Origin of the sequence: Actinomadura sp. RB99, from assembly GCF_014706005.1 — a bacterium.
GTDB lineage: Bacteria > Actinomycetota > Actinomycetes > Streptosporangiales > Streptosporangiaceae > Spirillospora.
The window spans coordinates 17,413-34,681 of record NZ_JABMCA010000077.1 but is presented as its reverse complement, the minus strand read 5'-3'; the positions used below and the strand labels follow the sequence as shown (position 1 = coordinate 34,681).

The following is a 17,269-nucleotide window of genomic DNA, read 5'->3' as shown; positions in this document are numbered from 1 at the left end:
TCATGTCCCCAAGGATGCACACGGAACCGGCGCTTGTGAAGCCCGCCGAAAGCCCGCTCTACCTGCACGGACGCCCCGTCCGACCAGAAAAACCCATAAAACATACCGATTTACCAGGGAATATGCCGGGCGGCGCCCGCGCCCTCCCTCGGCGCCATGGTTACGTAGATCACACCGTCCGGCCAGGTGCGCCCCGCCCGGCCCCCGGTCCGGCCGGGCGCCCGTGCCCGCGTGAGATGCTGCGGTCGTGGCGACGACCGGTCCGCAAGCATCCTCTCCGCGCCGCCGGCGCGGCCGTCCCGGCCACGACCAGGCGGCGATCCTGCGCGCCGCCGTGGAGCTGTTCAACCGCAAGGGCTACGACGCCACCAGCATGGGCGACCTGGCCCGCGAGCTCGGGCTCACCAAGCCCGCCATCTACCACCACGTCGCGGGCAAGGAGCAGCTGCTCGGCCAGGCGCTGGACGACGCCCTCGACGAGCTCACCGCCGCCGTCGCGGAGGCGTCCCGCGAGCGGGAGGGGACGACCGCCTACGGCCGCCTGCGCGCGGTGGTGCGGCGCAGCGTCGAGGTCCTCGTCGCGCACCAGCCGTCCGTCACGCTCCTGCTCCGAGTCAGGGGCAACAGCGAGGTCGAGCTGGCCGCGCTGGAGCGGCGCCGGTGGCTCGACGACCGCCTCGCCGAGCTCGTCGCGGACGCCGTCGCCGAGGGGGCACTGCGCGGGGACGTGCCGCCGGCGCTGGTGAGCCGGCTGCTGTTCGGCATGGTGAACTCGCTGGTCGAGTGGTACCGGCCGGGCGGCGCCTACGACACCGCGACCGTCGCCGACGCCATCACCTCCCTGGCCTTCGACGGCCTCGCCCGCCACGAGACCCCGCCGGACCAGGGAGATCAGGCGTCGTAGTCGACGGTGACGGTGTCGCCCGCCGGGAACGACTGGCAGGTCAGGACGAACCCGGCGTCGACCTCGGACGGTTCTAGGGCGTAGTTGCGGCGCATGTCCGCCTCCCCCTCGCGGACGCGGGCGCGGCACGTCCCGCAGACGCCGCCCTTGCAGGCGAACGGCAGGTCCCCGCGGGTCCGCTGGGCGCCCTCCAGGATCGTCGTCTCGCGGGACACCCGCGACGTGGTGCGCAGGCCGTCGAGCACGACGGTCAGCTCGGTCGTGGCACCGGCCACGGCGTCGTCGGCACGCCTGGGCTGCGGCGGAGGAGCGTCGACGTAGAACAGCTCGACGTGCACCGGTGCGGGGACGGCGAGGTCGGCGAGGACCTTCCGCGCGTCCTCGACCATCTGGAGCGGCCCGCAGATCCAGACGTGGTCGAACACCTCCGCGGGCACCAGGCCGGTGAGCAGCCGGGCGAGGCGGTCGCCGTCGAGGCGGCCGGAGAACAGCTCGGCGTCGCGCGGCTCGCGGGACAGCACGTGGACCAGCTGGAACCGCGGCCCGTACCGGTTCTTCAGGTCGCCGAGCTCCTCGGTGAACATCACGGTGCGGCTGGTGCGGTTGCCGTACAGCAGCGACACCTGCGCGCCGGGGTGGGCGAGCACCGTCGAGGCGACCGACAGCATCGGGGTGATGCCGGAGCCGGCGGCGATGCACAGGTGCCGCTCGCCGGTCGCCGGGTCCGCCCGCCAGGAGCCGGTCGGGGTCCGCACCTCGATGCGCGTGCCCGGCGCGACCTCGTTCACCAGCCAGGACGAGAACAGCCCGCCGGGGATCTCCCGGACGCCGATCCGGGGCGCGGCGCCGGCGGGCGCGCAGATCGAGTACGAGCGGCGCTCCTCCCGCCCGTCGACGAAGCGGCGCAGGGTGAGGGACTGGCCGGCCCGGAACGCGTAGGCGTCGCGCAGGCCGTCCGGGACGGCGAAGGTGATCGCGGCGGCGTCCTCGCAGAGGCGGTCCACCGCCGCCACGGTCAGCTCGTGGAACACCGCCGACCGGGCGGGCGCGGCGCCGGGCGCGAGGGTGGTCATGTCAGATCTCCTTGACGTGCTCGAACGGCTCGAGGCAGTCGGTGCAGCGGTACAGGGCCTTGCACGCGGTCGCGCCGAACTCGGAGGTCAGGCGGGTGGACGCGGAGCCGCAGCGCGGGCAGGCGGGGGCGCGGCGGGTCGGCCCGAGCGTGAGCCCGAGCGGCCCGGACGGGCGCCGGACCGGCCCCGGCGGCGACAGGCCCGCCTCCCGCAGCGCGGCCCGCCCGCGCTCGGAGATCCAGTCGCTCGACCACGGCGGGTCCAGCACGATCCGGACCCGCACGCGCGGGAACCCCGCGCCGTTCAGCCGGTGGACGAGGTCGTCGCGCATCGTCGCGAGGGCCGGGCAGCCGGTGTAGGTCGGCGTGATCGAGGCGACGACGGCCTCCGCGCCGTCGGCGTCGCGCTCGACGTCGACGCCGCGCAGGACGCCGAGGTCGGCGAGGGTGAGCATCGGCATCTCCGGGTCGCGGACCTGCCCGGCCGCGTCGAGGGCGCGCTCGCGGGCCGTCGCGCGGGCCGCCGCGCGGGCGTTCACCATTGCCCGCTCGGGTGTGCGCGCGCAACCACCTGCATCTCGGCGAGCAGCCGGCCGAACGCCTCGGTGTGCATGCCGTCGCGGCCCGTCCGCCCGCCGACCCCGGCGAGGGGCGGGCGGTCCGGGCGGTCGACGCCGCTGACGGCCAGCACCTGGTCGAGGACCGCGTCGACCTCGTCGCGCACGGCGGTGGGGTCGACGCCCACGCCGGCCTCGGCGAGGGACGCCTCGACCGGGTGCGCGGCGACCAGTTCCGGCTGGAGCGGCCACAGCTCGTCCAGCGCGGCGACGAGCCTGCGGCGCGACTCCTCGGTGCCCTGCGCCAGCGTCAGGAACCAGCGGCCCGCCCAGTCGCGGTGGTAGGTGACCTCCTTGGCGCCCTTGGCCGCCACCGCCGCCAGCACCCGGTCGGCGCTCGCCCGGAGCCGTTCCAGCAGCGCGAGCCGCGCCGCCGAGAACAGCAGCAGCCGGACGACCACGTGCGCGAAGTCGCCGTTGGCCACCTCGGCGAGGCGGACGTTGCGGAACTCCCCCGCCTCGCGGAAGAAGGCGAGCGCGTCCTCGCCCGGCACCGGCGAGCCCTCGGGGAGGGCGGGCACGGCGGCGGGGTCGGCGGCGGCCGCCCGCGAGAGCAGCAGCCGCGCCTGGCCGAGCAGGTCGAGGGCGATGTTCGCGAGCGCGATGTCCTCTTCGAGGTCGGGGGCGCGGCTGCACCACTCCGCCAGGCGCTGGGACATGATCAGCGCGTCGTCGCCGAGCATCAGGCAGTACGCGGCGAGGTCGGCGCGGTCGACGCCGTCCGGCACGGTGGTGTCGACGCCGGCGAGGGGGTCCTCGAAGCCGGTGCCGAACGCCCACTGCGAGGACTCGCCGCCGGCCAGCCCGTCGAACACGCCGCCGAGGTCGCTGTTCAGAAGGTCGTCGCTCATCGGTGGTCCGCCCTCACATGTGCGGGACGTCGTCGGGGATGTCGTAGAAGGTCGGGTGCCGGTAGACCTTGTCGCCGCTCGGCGCGAACAGCGGGTCCTTCTCGTCCGGGCTGGACGCGGTGATGGCGTCGGCCCGCACGACCCAGATGCTCACGCCCTCGTTGCGGCGCGTGTAGACGTCGCGCGCGTGGCGCAGCGCCATCACGTCGTCGGGGGCGTGCAGCGACCCGACGTGCACGTGGTTGAGGCCGCGCTTGCCGCGCACGAACACCTCGTAGAGCGGCCATTCCCGCCTATCGGTCATTACCGGCCTCCCTCGCGGATCGCTCGGCGAACGCCGTCGCGGCCTCGCGCACCCACGCGCCGTCCTCGTGGGCGGCGCGGCGGTGCGCCAGCCGCTGCGCGTTGCACGGCCCGTTACCGCCGACGACCTGGGCGAACTCCTCCCAGTCCGGCTCGCCGAAGTCGTAGTGGCCGCGCTCGGCGTTCCAGCGCAGGTCCGGGTCGGGGAGCGTCACCCCGAGGGCCTCGGCCTGCGGGACGGTCATGTCGACGAACTTCTGCCGCAGCTCGTCGTTGGAGTTGCGCTTGACGCCCCACGCCATCGACCGCGCGCTGTTCGGGGACTCGGCGTCCGGCGGGCCGAACATCATCAGCGACGGCCACCAGAACCGGTCGACCGACTCCTGCACCATCGCGCGCTGGGCGTCCGTCCCGCGCATCATCGTCATCAGCAGCTCGTAGCCCTGCCGCTGGTGGAAGGACTCCTCCTTGCAGATCCGGATCATCGCGCGGCCGTACGGCCCGTAGGACGTGCGGCACAGCGGCACCTGGTTGCAGATCGCGGCGCCGTCGACGAGCCAGCCGATCGTGCCGACGTCGGCGTACGACAGCGTCGGGTAGTTGAAGATCGAGGAGTACTTCTGCCGGCCCGACAGCAGCATCTCCGTCAGCTCGGCCCGGGACACGCCGAGGGTCTCGCACGCCGAGTACAGGTACAGCCCGTGCCCGGCCTCGTCCTGCACCTTCGCCAGCAGGATCGCCTTGCGGCGCAGGGACGGGGCGCGGCCGATCCAGTTGCCCTCCGGCTGCATCCCGATGATCTCCGAGTGCGCGTGCTGGGCGATCTGGCGGATCAGGGTGCGGCGGTAGCCGTCCGGCATCCAGTCCCGGGGCTCGATCCGGTCGCCCCGCGCGATGGTCGCGTCGAACCGCTCCTGCGCCGCCGCCTCGCGCGGCGCGGGATCCACGGGGGTCGTCGTCATGTCCCCTCCTCACCGGTCGAACGAATTACTTATCGTTCGGTCAGTAATACGGTCGCACGGGCGGCCGCCCGAACGCAACGGTTCCCCGCGCATCCGCCCCGCGGGCCGGCGCGAAGGCCGGGACCGGCTCCTCCGCGGAGCGGGCCCGCGGGCTACGGTGAGGTGCCCGGACCTGGCCGGCCGCATCCACCCTGGAGGACCGCATGCACCGCCTCACCGTCCAGTACTTCTCGCCCGCCGACCCCGCGGCGTTCGACGAGCGCTACGAGAGCACGCACGTCCCGCTCGTGCACGCCCTGCCCGGCCTGAAGTCGTTCACCCTGACGCGCCCGCAGGCGCTCGGCGCCGGCGCGCCCTACCTCGTCGCCGAGCTGTGGTTCGAGGACGGCGACGCCCTCGCGGCGGCGCTGGGCAGCCCGGAGATGGCCGCGGCCGCCGAGGACGCGGCGAAGTACGACGTCGCCTCCACGACCATGTTCTCCGGCGAGGTGCGCGAGACCCTCGGCTGATCACGGAGTCCGGCCGCCGCCCCCTCGTCGCGGACGAGGCGGGCGGCGGCCGCGTTCACGCGCCCGGGACGGCCCCCCACGCCGCTCCCCGGCCGCGGGCCTCGTCGAACACCAGCCAGGTGCGGGTGGCGCGGACCCCGGGGATGTCCTGGACGCGCTCCAGCACCACGTGCCGGAGCGCCGCGTTGTCCGGGGCCCTGACGAGGGCGAGCACGTCGTAGTCCCCGCCGACCATCGCGAAGTGCTCGACGTAGGTGATCTCCTTCAGCCGGGCCGACACCGCCCGCCAGGAGTTCTGCTCGATCGTGATCGAGACGTACGCGCTGGTGCCGAGCCCCGCCCGGTGCGGCGCCAGCTCCGCCGTGAAACCGGTGATGACGCCGTCGTCCATCAGGCGGGTGAGGCGCGCGTAGGCGTTGGCGCGGGAGACGTGCACGTTCTCGGCGAGGGCCCGCACCGAGATCCGGCCGTCGCGCAGCAGCTCGGCGATGATCGCCCGGTCCACCGCGTCCAGCCGTCCGGCAGAACGTCCCGGCCAGGCGCCGTCCGCGGCGTCATCGTTCGACATTTGGCCACCCTCACGCCTCATTGAGACCAACTTGTCGCTCATTATCCGGCATGTCTTGAACAGATGGTCGCCGGGACGGACGCTTTGGTCGTCAAGCGTCCAAGGAAAGCGAGGCGCGCCATGCCAGTGCGGAAACCCATGCCGGTGCGCAAGCCCGAGCCCGCGCGGAAAGCCGTGCCCGTCCGGAAGGCCGGTGCCGCGCGGAAATCCGGGGCGGCGCGGAAATCCGAGGCGGCGCGGGAGGCCGGAGCCGTCCGGGAGGCCGGTGCCGTCCGGGAGGCCGTGCGCGATCACCGGCCGGAGGTCGACGGGCTGCTCCCGTCCCCCGGCCCCGTGCGCTTCGTCGCCGAGGACGGCACGGCCGTCGAGCCCCCGGCGGGCCGGACGGCGCCCGCCGACGGCGAGCTGCTGGAGGCGTACCGCCGGATGGTGCTCGGCCGCCGCTTCGACCGGCAGGCGACGGCGCTGACCAGGCAGGGCAGGCTCGCGGTGTACCCGTCGAGCCGCGGCCAGGAGGCGTGCCAGATCGGCGGCGTGCTCGCGCTGCGCGACGGCGACTGGCTCTTCCCCACCTACCGGGACTCGGTGGCGCTGGTCGCCCGCGGCCTCGACCCCGCCGAGGTGCTCACGCTGCTGCAGGGCGGCTGGCACTGCGGGTACGACCCGGCCGCCATGCGCGTCGCGCCGCAGTGCACCCCGCTGGCCACCCAGACCCTCCACGCGGTGGGCATGGCCGAGGCCCTGCGCCGCAAGGGCGAGGACGGCGTCGTGATGGCCTTCGTCGGCGACGGCGGCACCAGCGAGGGCGACTTCCACGAGGCGCTCAACTACGCGGCGGTCCGGCGCGCGCCCGTGGTGTTCTTCGTGCAGAACAACCAGTACGCGATCTCGGTGCCGCTGGCCAAGCAGACCGCCGCGCCCGCGCTCGCCTACAAGGGCGTCGGGTACGGCGTCCGCTCCGAGCAGGTGGACGGCAACGACCTCGTCGCGGTGCTGTCCGTGCTGGCCTCGGCCGTGGAGCACGCGCGCGCAGGCGGTGGCCCGTCGCTGGTGGAGGCGCACACCTACCGCATGGACGCCCACACCAACGCCGACGACGCCACCCGCTACCGGAAGGACGACGAGGTCGCGCGCTGGGAGGCCGCCGACCCCATCGCGCGCCTGGAGACCTACCTGCGCGGCCGGGGCGTGCTCGACGACGAGGGGGTGGCCTCGGCGGACAGGGCCGCCGAGGAGTTCGCCGCCCGGGTCCGCGACGCGCTGAACGCCGACGACGAGACCGCGCCCGCGCCGCTGGAGCTGTTCGAGCACGTGTTCGCCGAGCCCACCCCGCAGCTGCGCGAGCAGCGGGCCCAGCTGGCGTCCGAGCTGGCCGCCCTGGAGGACTGACATGACGGAAACGACGACCCGCAAGACGGGGATGACGATGGCGCAGGCGCTGAACGCCGCGCTGCGGGACGCGCTCCGCGAGGACGAGCGGGTCCTGGTCTTCGGTGAGGACGTCGGCCCGCTGGGCGGCGTCTTCCGCATCACCGACGGGCTCACCGCCGAGTTCGGCGAGGACCGGTGCTTCGACACCCCGCTCGCGGAGGCCGGCATCGTCGGGCTCGCCGTCGGCATGGCGATGGGCGGGTTCCGCCCGGTCGTGGAGATGCAGTTCGACGCGTTCGCCTATCCGGCGTTCGAGCAGATCGCCTCGCACGTCGCGAAGATGCGCAACCGCACCCGCGGCCTGCTGCCGCTGCCGATGGTGATCCGGATCCCGTACGCGGGCGGCGTCGGCGGCGTCGAGCACCACAGCGACTCCAGCGAGGCGTACTACGCGCACACTCCCGGCCTGAAGGTGGTCACCCCCGCCACGCCGGACGACGCGTACTGGCTGCTGCGCGACGCCGTCGCCGATCCCGACCCCGTGGTCTTCATGGAGCCGAAGCGGCTGTACTGGTCCTCGGGCGAGGTGTCGCCGGCGGACCGCCGCACGGCCGGGATCGGGCGGGCCGCCGTGCGGCGCGCCGGGACGGACGCGACGCTCGTCGCCTATGGACCCAGCGTCTCCGTGGCCCTGGAGGCGGCCGAGGCCGCGGAACGGGAGGGTCGGTCGCTGGAGGTCGTCGATCTGCGGTCGATCGTGCCGTTCGACGACGAGACCGTCATGGCGTCGGTCCGCAAGACGGGCCGGTGCGTGGTGATCCAGGAGGCGCAGGGGTTCGCGGGCGTCGGCGCGGAGATCGCGGCGCGCGTCCAGGAGCGCTGCTTCCACTCGCTGGCGGCCCCGGTGCTGCGCGTCAGCGGCTTCGACATCCCGTACCCGCCGCCGAAGCTGGAGCGCTTGCACCTGCCGGACGCCGACCGGGTGCTCGACGCGGTGGACCGGCTCCAGTTCGACGACGCGCCCGACACCCGCTACCTCGCGCAGGCGGAGCCGCCGGTGGCGGAGGCCCGCCTCCTGCCGGGCGGCGCCATGCGGGAGGCGTCGTGACGACCGCCGTCGCGGCGCGGGTGTTCCGCCTGCCCGACCTCGGCGAGGGCCTGACGGAGGCCGAGGTCCTGGAGTGGAAGGTCGCGGTCGGCGACACCGTCGAGGTCGACCAGGTCGTGGTGGAGGTGGAGACCGCCAAGGCCGCTGTCGAGGTCCCGGTCCCGTTCGCCGGGACGGTGCTGAGGCTGCACGCCGGGCCGGGCGCCGTCCTCGGCGTCGGCGAGCCGCTCATCGAGGTCGGGGAGGCCGGGGCCGCGGCCGAGGACCCGGCCGCCGCCCGCTACCGCGAGGAGGAGCAGGCGGGCTCGGGCAACGTGCTGATCGGCTACGGCACCGGCGGTGCGTCCGGGACGCGCAGGCGGCGGCGCGGCAGGGCGCGCCCCGCCGCCGAGGCACCCGCCGGGGAGGTCCGGACGGAGGCCGCCGCGCCGGCGGCGCGGCCGCCGCTCGCGCCGCGCGTGATCTCGCCGCTGGTCCGCAGGATCGCGCGCGAGCACGGCGTGGACATCGCCGCCGTCGTCCCGACCGGCCCGCGCGGCGTCATCCTGCGCCGCGATGTCGAGCAGGCCATCGCCGCCGCGGCCCCCAGGGAGCCGGTGGCCACAGAGCCGGTGGAGACGGAGCGGGCGGCCCCAGAGCGGGCGGCCACGGCGGCGCCCGGACTCGTGGACGAGCGCATCCCGCTGCGCGGCCTGCGCCGGGCGGTGGCCGACAAGCTCACCCGCAGCCGCGCCGAGATCCCCGACGCCACCACCTGGGTGGACGTCGACGCCACCGCCCTGCTCGAGGTGAAGGACGCGCTGCGCCGCACCCGCCCGGACCTCGGCATCGGGGTGCTCGCGCTGCTCGCCCGGATCTGCGTGTCCGGGCTGCGCCGGTTCCCCGAGCTGAACTCCTCGGTCGACACCGGCCGCGCCGAGATCGTCCGGCACGGGCGGGTGAACCTCGGCTTCGCCGCGCAGACCGACCGGGGGCTGGTCGTCCCGGTCGTGAAGGACGCGCACCTGATGACGACCGGGGACCTCGCCGCCGAGCTGGCCCGGCTCACCGGACTCGCCCGCGCCGGGAAGCTGCCGCCCGAGGCGCTGACCGGCGGCACGTTCACGCTCAACAACTACGGGGTGTTCGGCGTGGACGGCTCGACGCCCATCATCAACCATCCCGAGGCGGCGCTGCTCGGCGTCGGCCGGATCGTCGACCGGCCCTGGGTGCACGGCGGCGCCGTCGTCCCGCGCAAGGTCGCCCAGCTGTCCCTCACCTTCGACCACCGGGTCTGCGACGGCGGCGCCGCGGGCGGTTTCCTGCGCTACGTGGCCGACTGCGTGGAGGACCCGGCCATCCTCATCGCGCACACCTGATCCGGACCGGCCGGGATCGCGGACGCCTCGCTAGCCCCGCGATCCCGGCCGGTACGGCTCCAGCGCCTCGGCGGGACGGCCGTGGACCTCCTGGGCGACCAGTCCCGCGAGGTGCGGGGCGAGCGTGATGCCGCTGTGCGTCACGACCGTGTACAGGCCGGGGAGCTGCGGGCCGACGAGCGGGTAGCCGTCGACGGGCAGCGGCCGCACGCACCGGCGCACTCGGGCGACGTCCGCGCTCAGGCCGGGGATCAGGGCCCGGCCCCGGGCGAGGAGTTCGGCGCCGGCGGCCTCGATCCGCTCCGCCGGGACCGCGTCGTCGATGCCGGCGTCGATGTCGTCGGCTTCGAGGACGAGGCCCCCGTCCTCCGCCGGCCGGGCCGACAGCGCGGGGCCGTGCACGAGCCCGTTGACCGCGCCGGGAGCCGGGGTCGTCGTGGCGACCAGGCAGGGCGCGGCCGAACCGGGCCGTGCCGGGTCGACCAGCGGCAGCGTGATCCCGGCAGTGGCCAGCAGCGCGGGAGCGTGCCGTCCGGCGGCGCAGATCGTGAGGTCGGCGTCCAGGTCCCGGCCGTCGTCGAGGCGCACTCCGGTGACGCGGCCGCCGTCGAGGTTGAGGCGGACCGCGCGGCGCCCGGTGACGATCCGCGCGCCCGCCTCCTCCGCCCGCCCGGCGAGGGCCCGCGCCGCCGGGCCGCCGTGCACGAAGCCCTCGTCGGGGTAGTGCGCGATGAGCGCGTCGCCCGGCACGCGGACGGAGGGTTCCAGCTCGCGCAGCCGGTCGAGGCCGATCAGGCGGGCGGCGTAGCCGAGACGGGCCAGGTCGTCGACGCGCGCGGCCAGCCGCGCCTTGGCGTCCTCGGACGCCGCCCACGCGGTGTTGCCCGCCGGCCGGTACCAGGACGGCCCGCCGAACCCGGCGGCCAGGTCGCGCCAGGCGCGCAGCGCGGCCGTCCGGAACCGGTGGTACGCGGGGTCGGCGGGATCGTTGGCGTTGAGCCACGCGTAGCTGGTGCCGGACGTCCCCGCGCCGGGCCGCAGCTCCTCGACGACCGTGACCGCGTCGCCCGCGTGCGCGCCCCGCCCGCCGTCCGCCGGGCGGGCGAGCCGGTCGGCCAGCGCGGCCCCGACGATCCCCGCGCCGATCACGAGTATCCGCATCACTCCAGCCTGACAGCCCGCCCGCCCGGCGCCAAGGACGGACCGGACCGCGCTAGCGCAGCGCGGGGGCCAGGCGCCGCCACTCCTCGCGCGGGAACGCGTTGCCGTCCGCCGTGAGCACCTGCACGCAGACGTGGTCGGCGCCGGCCGCGCGGTGCTCGTCGACCCGGCGCCGGACCGCCTCCTCGTCGCCCCAGGCGATCACGGCGTCGAACAGCCGGTCGCTCACCGTGTCGACGTCCTCCTGCGTGAACCCGATCCGCAGCAGGTTGCCCGCGTAGTTCGGCAGGCCGAGGTAGGAGCGCAGCCAGTCCGTCCCGATCTCGCGCGCCTCGTCCCGCGTCGAGCAGAGGATCACCGTCTGCTCCGGGAGCACGAGCGGGCCGTCGCCCACGGCCTCGCGGGCGATCCGGGTGTGCTCGGGCGGGACGAGGTACGGGTGGGCGCCCCGGGCCCGCTTCGCCGCCGTCTCCAGCATGCGGGGCCCGAGCGCGGCGAGCACCCGGCTGTCCCGAGGGACGGGCCGCTCGGCCGCGTCGAGGCCGTCGAGGAAGGCGGACATCGCCGCGAGCGGCCGGCGGTAGCGGCCGGGCTCCGCGGAGTCCACCAGCGGGGCGTGGCTGACGCCGATGCCCATCAGGAAGCGGTCGCCGTGCTCGGCCGACAGCGACGCGAACGAGGCGGCGGCGTGCTCGGGCGCGTGCATCCACAGGTTCAGGATGCCGGTCGCGACGACCGCGCGGCGGGTCGCCCCGAGGAGGTTCCCGACGGCGTCGAACACCGGTCCCCCGATGTCGGGGACCCACATCGCGCTGTACCCCAGCTCCTCCAGCTCGGCGGCGGCCTCCGCCGCCTCGGCGGCGTCCCCGTAGCGCAGCTGCTGGCTCCACACACCGACACCGGACAGATCCACGGCGCCCTCCCTCCCGGTCGTGCCGCACGGTCGGGCGGGGCCGCCCGCCGTCCGGCCGGTCGTCCTTGATCTTCAAGGAGAGCGTATCGGGGCACGCGGCGGACGGTGGCCGGACGCGACCGCGGCATGACGATGATCAGGGCGCGAGGGGCGTTTGACGTGGGCTTTCTCCGGCTAGTGCCCGGTGTAGGCAGGCCAGCGGGAGGGGGACCCGGATGACGGCGGTCGAGGAGGCGGCCGACACCAGCGCCGAGGAGGCGCTGGAACGGCACAGCCTCGGGACGAGGATCGGGAACGTCCTGGCGACGACCGACCACAAGACGGTGGGCTACCTGTACCTGTCGACGTCGTTCGCGATGTTCCTGATCGCCGGGCTGATGGCGATGCTGATGCGGGCGGAGCTGCTGCGGCCGGGCCTGCAGGTGATGGACGCCCTGCAGTACAACGAGCTCTTCACGATGCACGGCACGATCATGCTGCTGCTGTTCGCGACGCCGCTGTTCCTCGGGTTCGCCAACGTGATCATGCCGCTGCAGATCGGCGCGCCGGACGTGGCGTTCCCGCGGCTGAACGCGCTGACCTACTACTTCTTCCTGTTCGGCGCGATCATCGTGCTGGCGGGCTTCCTGATGCCGGGCGGCGCGGCCGACTACGGGTGGTTCGCCTACTCGCCGCTGACCTCGCCGACGTTCTCGCCCGGCCTGGGCAAGGACATGTGGGCCATGGGGCTGATCCTGTCGGGCGTCGGGACGACCCTGACGGGGGTCAACCTGATCACCACCGTCATCACGATGCGGGCCCCCGGCATGCTGATGTTCCGGATGCCGATCTTCACCTGGAACATCCTGCTGACCAGCCTGATGGTCATCATCGCGTTCCCGGTGCTCGCCGCCGCGCTGTTCGCGCTGGAGGCCGACCGCAAGCTCGGCGCGCACGTCTACGACGGCGCGAACGGGGGCGCGCTGCTGTGGCAGCACCTGTTCTGGTTCTTCGGCCATCCCGAGGTGTACATCGTGGCGCTGCCGTTCTTCGGCATCGTCACCGAGATCATCCCGGTGTTCGCCCGCAAGCCGATCTTCGGCTACCTCGGCATGGTCGCCGCCACCATCAGCATCACCGGGCTGTCGATGACCGTCTGGGCGCACCACATGTTCGCCACCGGGCAGGTGCTGCTGCCGTTCTTCTCGATCACCTCGTTCATGATCGCGGTACCGACCGGCATCAAGTTCTTCAACTGGGTCGGCACGATGTGGAAGGGCGAGATCTCCCTGCGGACGCCGATGCTGTGGGCGATCGGGTTCCTCGTGACGTTCCTGTTCGGCGGCCTCACCGGGGTGATCCTGGCGTCGCCGGCCATGGACTTCCACCTCACCGACTCGTTCTTCGTCGTCGCCCACATGCACTACGTGCTGTTCGGCACCGTGGTGTTCGCGATGTTCGGCGGGTTCTACTTCTGGTGGCCGAAGATGACCGGCAAGATGCTCGACGAGACCTGGGGCAAGATCCATTTCTGGACGCTGTTCGTCGGCTTCCACACCACCTTCCTCGTCCAGCACTGGCTCGGCGCCGAAGGCATGCCGCGCCGCTACGCCGACTACCCGAGGCAGTTCGCGACCCTGAACCTCGTCTCGTCGATCGGCGCGTTCATCCTCGGCGCGTCCACCTTCGCGTTCCTGTGGAACATCTACCGGACGCACCGGCGCGGCGAACCCGTCGGCGTGGACGATCCGTGGGGCTTCGGCAATTCGCTGGAGTGGGCGACCTCGTGCCCGCCGCCCCGCCACAACTTCGTGGCGATGCCGCGGATCCGCTCGATGCGGCCGGCGTTCGACCTGCGCTACCCGCCCCTGGAGCCGCCGGAGGAGGCGGAGATCGCCACGCCCCCGCCGTCCGGCCGCTCGTAGCGGCCCCGGCGGCGCGCCCGAGACGGAACGGCCTCGGGGCGGGCGCGACGATGCGCGCCCGCCCCGAGGCGTTCCCGTGGAGGGGCCGGTCAGGCCACCGGCTCGGTGGACGGCTCGGCGTGCGCGGCGTCCTTGGCGGCGGCGGCCGCGCGGCGGCCCGGGATCGTCATGGCGATCAGCGCGGCGAGGACCGCGACGCCGCAGCCGATCGCGAGGCCGGTGCGGAAGCCGTTCTCCGAGGGCAGCGCGTGCCCGCCGAGGCTGATCGTCATCTGCGACAGCACGGCCCCGACGACGGCGGCGGACACCGACGTGCCGATCGAGCGCATCAGCGTGTTGAAGCTGTTCGCCGAGCCGGTCTCCGACCGCGGCACCGCGCTCATGATGAGCGCGGGCATCGCGCCGTAGGCCAGCCCGACGCCGCCGCCGCAGATCGCGGTGAAGATCATCAGGCCCCAGGCGTGCCCCAGCAGGACCTGCGACGACCCGTACCCGGCCGCGACCACCAGTGCCCCGCAGATCAGGGTGACCTTGGGGCCGCGGGCGGCCGACAGCCGCGCGCCGAGCGGGGACACCGCCATCATCACCAGGCCGGACGGGACCATCCACAGTCCCGCGGCCACCATCGACTGGCCGAGCCCGTACCCGGTCCGCTCGGGCAGCTGGAGGAGCTGCGGCGCGATCAGCGACTGGGCGTACATGGAGAAGCCGACCACGACCGACGCGGCGTTGGTGAGCAGCACCTGCGGCCGCGCCGTCACGCGCAGGTCGACGAGGGGGTCGCGGCTGCGCAGTTCCCACCAGCCCCAGGCGAGCAGGACGACCACGGCGGCGGCGAAGAGGCCGACGGTGGTGCCGCTCGCCCAGCCCCAGTCGGCGCCCTTGGACACGGCCAGCAGGAGGCACACCAGCCCGGCGCCGAGCCCGACCGCGCCGGGGGCGTCGAAGCGGCCCTCGGCCTGCGCGGGCACGGCGGGCACGAGCAGCCAGATCAGCACGGCGACGAGGACGCTCAGCGCGGCCGCCCCCCAGAACAGTACGCGCCAGTTGGTGTTCTCGGCGACCAGCGCGGCGATCGGCAGCCCGAAGGCGCCGCCGATGCCCATCGAGGAGCTCATCAGCGCGATGGACGAGCCGAGCCGCTCGGGCGGCAGCAGGTCGCGCAGCGCGCTGATGCCGAGCGGGATCATGCCCATGCCGAGGCCCTGCATCCCGCGGCCGACGATCATCGGCCAGAGCGAGCCCGACAGCGCGCAGAGCACCGAGCCGGCGATCAGCGGCACCATGCAGGCCAGCATCAGCCTGCGCTTGCCGTACAGGTCGCCGAGCCGGCCGATCATCGGCATCGCGACCGCGGAGGCCAGCAGGGTGCCGGTGATCACCCAGGTCGCGTTGGACGCCGTCGTGTGCAGCAGCTTCGGCAGATCGGCGATCAGCGGCACCACCAGCGTCTGCATGAACGCGGCGACGATGCCCGCGACGGCCAGCACCGCGACGATGCCGTTCGGGCGGACGGCGGGACCGGAGTCGTCCACGTGGGTCTCCTCTTCGGGGAACGGATCGGCTTCGGGGAACGGATCGGCTTCGGGGAACGGATCAGCCGTATGCACGATACATACGATGTGGTGGATGCACAAAGTGTGTATCGCGCATATCCGCTGTGATAAGCAGGAGACGCACCCGGAGGGCCGATCCCGGGGGCACGGATCGGAGGCACCATGGACGAACCGACGCACCGGGTCGAGTACGAGACCATGCTGCTCGGGCGGCACAGCCTGGAGTTCGCGGGCGGCTCCGCCCGCGTGGCCGGGCACCTGGAGCGCAGCGCCTACATCCTGCTCAGCCGCATCCGGGTCGAGGGGCCGATGTCGATCCGCCAGCTGAGCGAGGCGTTCGGCCTGGACCAGTCCACGCTGAACCGGCAGACCTCCGCCATGGTGCGCTCCGGGCTGGCCGAGCGCATCCCCGACCCCGAGGGCGGCATCGCCCGCAAGTTCCGCATCACCGCCGAGGGCGAGCGCCGGCTGGAGGAGGAGCGCGCCCGGATCGTCGCGAGCCTGGACAAGATCATGGCCGACTGGCCGCCGGAGGACGTGCGGACCTTCGCCGACTGCCTCAAGCGGTTCAACACCGACATCGAGCGGCTGAGCGGACGTCCCTGGCCCCGCCCCTGACGCTCCCCGCCCTTGCCCCTCTCCCGCCCCCTGACGCTCCCCCGTCGCCGGCCCGCGCCTCCCGGGGCGAGAAAGGACACCGAAGGAATGGACGTCCGGCTCGTGGACGGCCCCCCGTCCCTGATCTCCACGTTCTTCGACCTCGGCGAGCACGGGTACACGACGGCGGAGTTCTTCGCCTCCGGCGAAGCCACCGCCTACGAGCCCGCCGGCGCGACCGGCGACGACGGCGTGTGGCCCGTCCGTCCGGGCCGCCGCGCGCCCTTCACGACGCGCCTGGTCGTGCACCGCCCGGCCGATCCGGCGGCGTTCGGCGGGACGGTCGTCGTCGAATGGCTCAACGTCTCGTCCGGTGCGGACGCCCCGGCGTGCTGGCTGACGACGCACCGGCAGCTCGTCCGGGACGGCGCCGCCTGGATCGGCGTCTCCGCGCAGCGGGACTCCATCGACGGCGAGTCGCTGTTCTCGCGCCTGAGCGCCGCGGAGGGCGACTTCTCCTCCATCACGCTTCCGCCGCTGAAGAGGACCGACCCGGAGCGGTACGCGTCCCTCGACCATCCGGGCAACGCGTTCTCGTTCGACGTCTTCGCGCAGGCGGGACGGCTCGCGCGGGAGGAGGGCGGCCTGCTCGGGCCGCTCCGCGCGTCCCGCGTGCTCGCCGCGGGCCAGTCGCAGTCGGCCGCGCATCTCGTCACGTTCGTCAACGCGGTCGCGCCCGTCGCGGGCGGTTACGACGGCTACCTGATCCACGGCCGCGCGGGAGGCCCGGCGCTCTTGGACGGGGCCCGCTGGGAGACGCGCGCGGGGCGGGTCCGGATCCGCACCGACGCCGACGCGCCCGTCATCACGGTGCAGAGCGAGACGGACGTGGCGGGGCTGCTGCGGTCGGCGGGATCGCGGCAGCCGGACGGCGAGCGGTTCCGGCTCTGGGAGGTCGCGGGCGCCGCGCACGCCGACACCTACACGATCGACGCCGCGTTCCGCGACTCCGGGCGGCGCCGCCCGGACGAGCTCGCGGCGATGATGGCGCCGCGCTCCGCACCGCTCGGCGCCGCGTTCCCGCTGCCGATCAACTCCGGCCCGCAGCAGCACTACGTCGCGCAGGCGGCGATCGCCGCGCTGGACCGCTGGGTGCGCACGGGCGCTCCCCCGGCGTCCGCCGGCCGCCTCGAACTGGAGCCGGGCGAACCGGTGCGGCTGAGGACGGACGGGCACGGCATCGCGGCCGGCGGCGTGCGGACGCCGTGGGTGGACGTCCCCGTCGCGGTGCTCTCCGGCCTCGGCCAGGAGGCGGCGCCGGGCGCCGCGCTGCTGTTCGGCTCGACGCGCCCGTTCGACGGCGCGACGCTTCGGCGGCTGTACCCGCGCGGCGCCGGCGACTACCTGCCCGCGTTCCGGGCGGCGGCGGAGCGGGCCGTCGCGGCGGGGTTCCTGCTCGCCGCCGACCTGGACGAGATCGTCGCGGTCGCCGCCGCGTCCTTCCCGTCCTGACCC

The 17,269-nt window shown here is 74.2% G+C and carries 17 protein-coding genes; 8 read left to right on the top strand and 9 right to left on the bottom strand.

Annotated elements, in window-relative coordinates; translation table 11 throughout:
• Positions 1–247 precede the first annotated feature (247 nt).
• A complete protein-coding gene (locus amrb99_RS41140) occupies positions 248–904 on the top strand; it encodes a TetR family transcriptional regulator (protein ID WP_190866802.1) in 657 nt (218 codons plus the stop codon).
• Here the strand turns inward: amrb99_RS41140 and paaE are convergent.
• The 5 genes from paaE to paaA are packed head-to-tail and all read right to left on the bottom strand — an operon-like array spanning position 892 to position 4,709.
• Positions 892–1,977, bottom strand: coding sequence for a 1,2-phenylacetyl-CoA epoxidase subunit PaaE (paaE, locus tag amrb99_RS41135; protein ID WP_190866800.1), 1,086 nt, complete (start codon positions 1,975–1,977; stop codon positions 892–894). The two genes, amrb99_RS41140 and paaE, sit on opposite strands and share 13 nt — an antisense overlap.
• A gap of 1 nt (position 1,978) precedes the next feature.
• Positions 1,979–2,518: a 1,2-phenylacetyl-CoA epoxidase subunit PaaD gene (paaD, locus tag amrb99_RS41130; RefSeq protein ID WP_190866798.1), complete on the bottom strand. Its 540-nt coding sequence runs from the start codon at positions 2,516–2,518 to the stop codon at positions 1,979–1,981.
• A complete protein-coding gene (gene paaC / locus amrb99_RS41125; RefSeq protein WP_190866796.1) occupies positions 2,512–3,444 on the bottom strand; it encodes a 1,2-phenylacetyl-CoA epoxidase subunit PaaC in 933 nt (310 codons plus the stop codon). The genes paaD and paaC overlap by 7 nt, the downstream gene beginning before the upstream one ends.
• Positions 3,445–3,457: 13 nt before the next feature.
• Positions 3,458–3,748 carry a 1,2-phenylacetyl-CoA epoxidase subunit PaaB gene (paaB, locus tag amrb99_RS41120; protein WP_151543025.1) on the bottom strand — a complete coding sequence of 97 codons (291 nt, stop codon included), beginning with the start codon at positions 3,746–3,748 and terminating at the stop codon, positions 3,458–3,460.
• Positions 3,738–4,709 carry a 1,2-phenylacetyl-CoA epoxidase subunit PaaA gene (gene paaA / locus amrb99_RS41115; RefSeq protein WP_190866794.1) on the bottom strand — a complete coding sequence of 324 codons (972 nt, stop codon included), beginning with the start codon at positions 4,707–4,709 and terminating at the stop codon, positions 3,738–3,740. Before paaA ends, paaB begins: the two co-directional genes overlap by 11 nt.
• Before the next feature lie 203 nt (positions 4,710–4,912).
• Here paaA and amrb99_RS41110 point away from each other — a divergent pair, with 203 nt between their 5' ends.
• A complete protein-coding gene (locus tag amrb99_RS41110; protein WP_190866792.1) occupies positions 4,913–5,218 on the top strand; it encodes an EthD family reductase in 306 nt (101 codons plus the stop codon).
• Between the two features lie 55 nt (positions 5,219–5,273).
• Here amrb99_RS41110 and amrb99_RS41105 read toward each other — a convergent pair whose 3' ends face one another.
• Positions 5,274–5,786, bottom strand: coding sequence for an Lrp/AsnC family transcriptional regulator (locus amrb99_RS41105; protein ID WP_190866790.1), 513 nt, complete (start codon positions 5,784–5,786; stop codon positions 5,274–5,276).
• Positions 5,787–5,906: 120 nt separating this feature from the next.
• Here amrb99_RS41105 and pdhA point away from each other — a divergent pair, with 120 nt between their 5' ends.
• From pdhA to amrb99_RS41090, 3 genes are read left to right on the top strand one after another with little or no spacing between them, the layout of a single operon-like run.
• A complete protein-coding gene (pdhA, locus tag amrb99_RS41100) occupies positions 5,907–7,175 on the top strand; it encodes a pyruvate dehydrogenase (acetyl-transferring) E1 component subunit alpha (protein WP_241756419.1) in 1,269 nt (422 codons plus the stop codon).
• 1 nt (position 7,176) lies between these two features.
• Positions 7,177–8,265 carry an alpha-ketoacid dehydrogenase subunit beta gene (locus amrb99_RS41095; protein ID WP_206700302.1) on the top strand — a complete coding sequence of 363 codons (1,089 nt, stop codon included), beginning with the start codon at positions 7,177–7,179 and terminating at the stop codon, positions 8,263–8,265.
• The gene (locus amrb99_RS41090) at positions 8,262–9,623 is read left to right on the top strand and encodes a 2-oxo acid dehydrogenase subunit E2 (RefSeq protein WP_190866787.1); all 1,362 of its coding nucleotides are present in this window, start codon (positions 8,262–8,264) and stop codon (positions 9,621–9,623) included. Before amrb99_RS41095 ends, amrb99_RS41090 begins: the two co-directional genes overlap by 4 nt.
• Positions 9,624–9,653: 30 nt before the next feature.
• On the opposite strand, the gene amrb99_RS41085 is transcribed toward amrb99_RS41090, so the two are convergent.
• The gene (locus amrb99_RS41085; protein WP_190866785.1) at positions 9,654–10,784 is read right to left on the bottom strand and encodes an FAD-dependent oxidoreductase; all 1,131 of its coding nucleotides are present in this window, start codon (positions 10,782–10,784) and stop codon (positions 9,654–9,656) included.
• Between the two features lie 52 nt (positions 10,785–10,836).
• Positions 10,837–11,697, bottom strand: a complete 861-nt coding sequence (locus tag amrb99_RS41080; protein ID WP_190866783.1) for a TIGR03620 family F420-dependent LLM class oxidoreductase — start codon at positions 11,695–11,697, stop codon at positions 10,837–10,839.
• 215 nt (positions 11,698–11,912) lie between these two features.
• Between amrb99_RS41080 and ctaD the strand changes: the two genes are divergently transcribed.
• Positions 11,913–13,601 carry a cytochrome c oxidase subunit I gene (gene ctaD, locus amrb99_RS41075; protein ID WP_190866781.1) on the top strand — a complete coding sequence of 563 codons (1,689 nt, stop codon included), beginning with the start codon at positions 11,913–11,915 and terminating at the stop codon, positions 13,599–13,601.
• 89 nt (positions 13,602–13,690) lie between these two features.
• Here the strand turns inward: ctaD and amrb99_RS41070 are convergent, their stop codons facing one another.
• Positions 13,691–15,211, bottom strand: coding sequence for an MFS transporter (locus amrb99_RS41070; protein ID WP_347257071.1), 1,521 nt, complete (start codon positions 15,209–15,211; stop codon positions 13,691–13,693).
• A 108-nt stretch (positions 15,212–15,319) separates the two neighbouring features.
• On the opposite strand from amrb99_RS41070, the gene amrb99_RS41065 reads away from it, so the two are divergent.
• Together amrb99_RS41065 and amrb99_RS41060 are read left to right on the top strand one after the other, a co-directional pair.
• The gene (locus amrb99_RS41065; RefSeq protein ID WP_190866778.1) at positions 15,320–15,775 is read left to right on the top strand and encodes a MarR family winged helix-turn-helix transcriptional regulator; all 456 of its coding nucleotides are present in this window, start codon (positions 15,320–15,322) and stop codon (positions 15,773–15,775) included.
• Positions 15,776–15,862: 87 nt separating this feature from the next.
• Positions 15,863–17,266 (top strand): alpha/beta hydrolase domain-containing protein, encoded by a 1,404-nt coding sequence (locus tag amrb99_RS41060; protein ID WP_190866776.1) that lies wholly within the window; start codon positions 15,863–15,865, stop codon positions 17,264–17,266.
• Positions 17,267–17,269 lie beyond the last annotated feature (3 nt).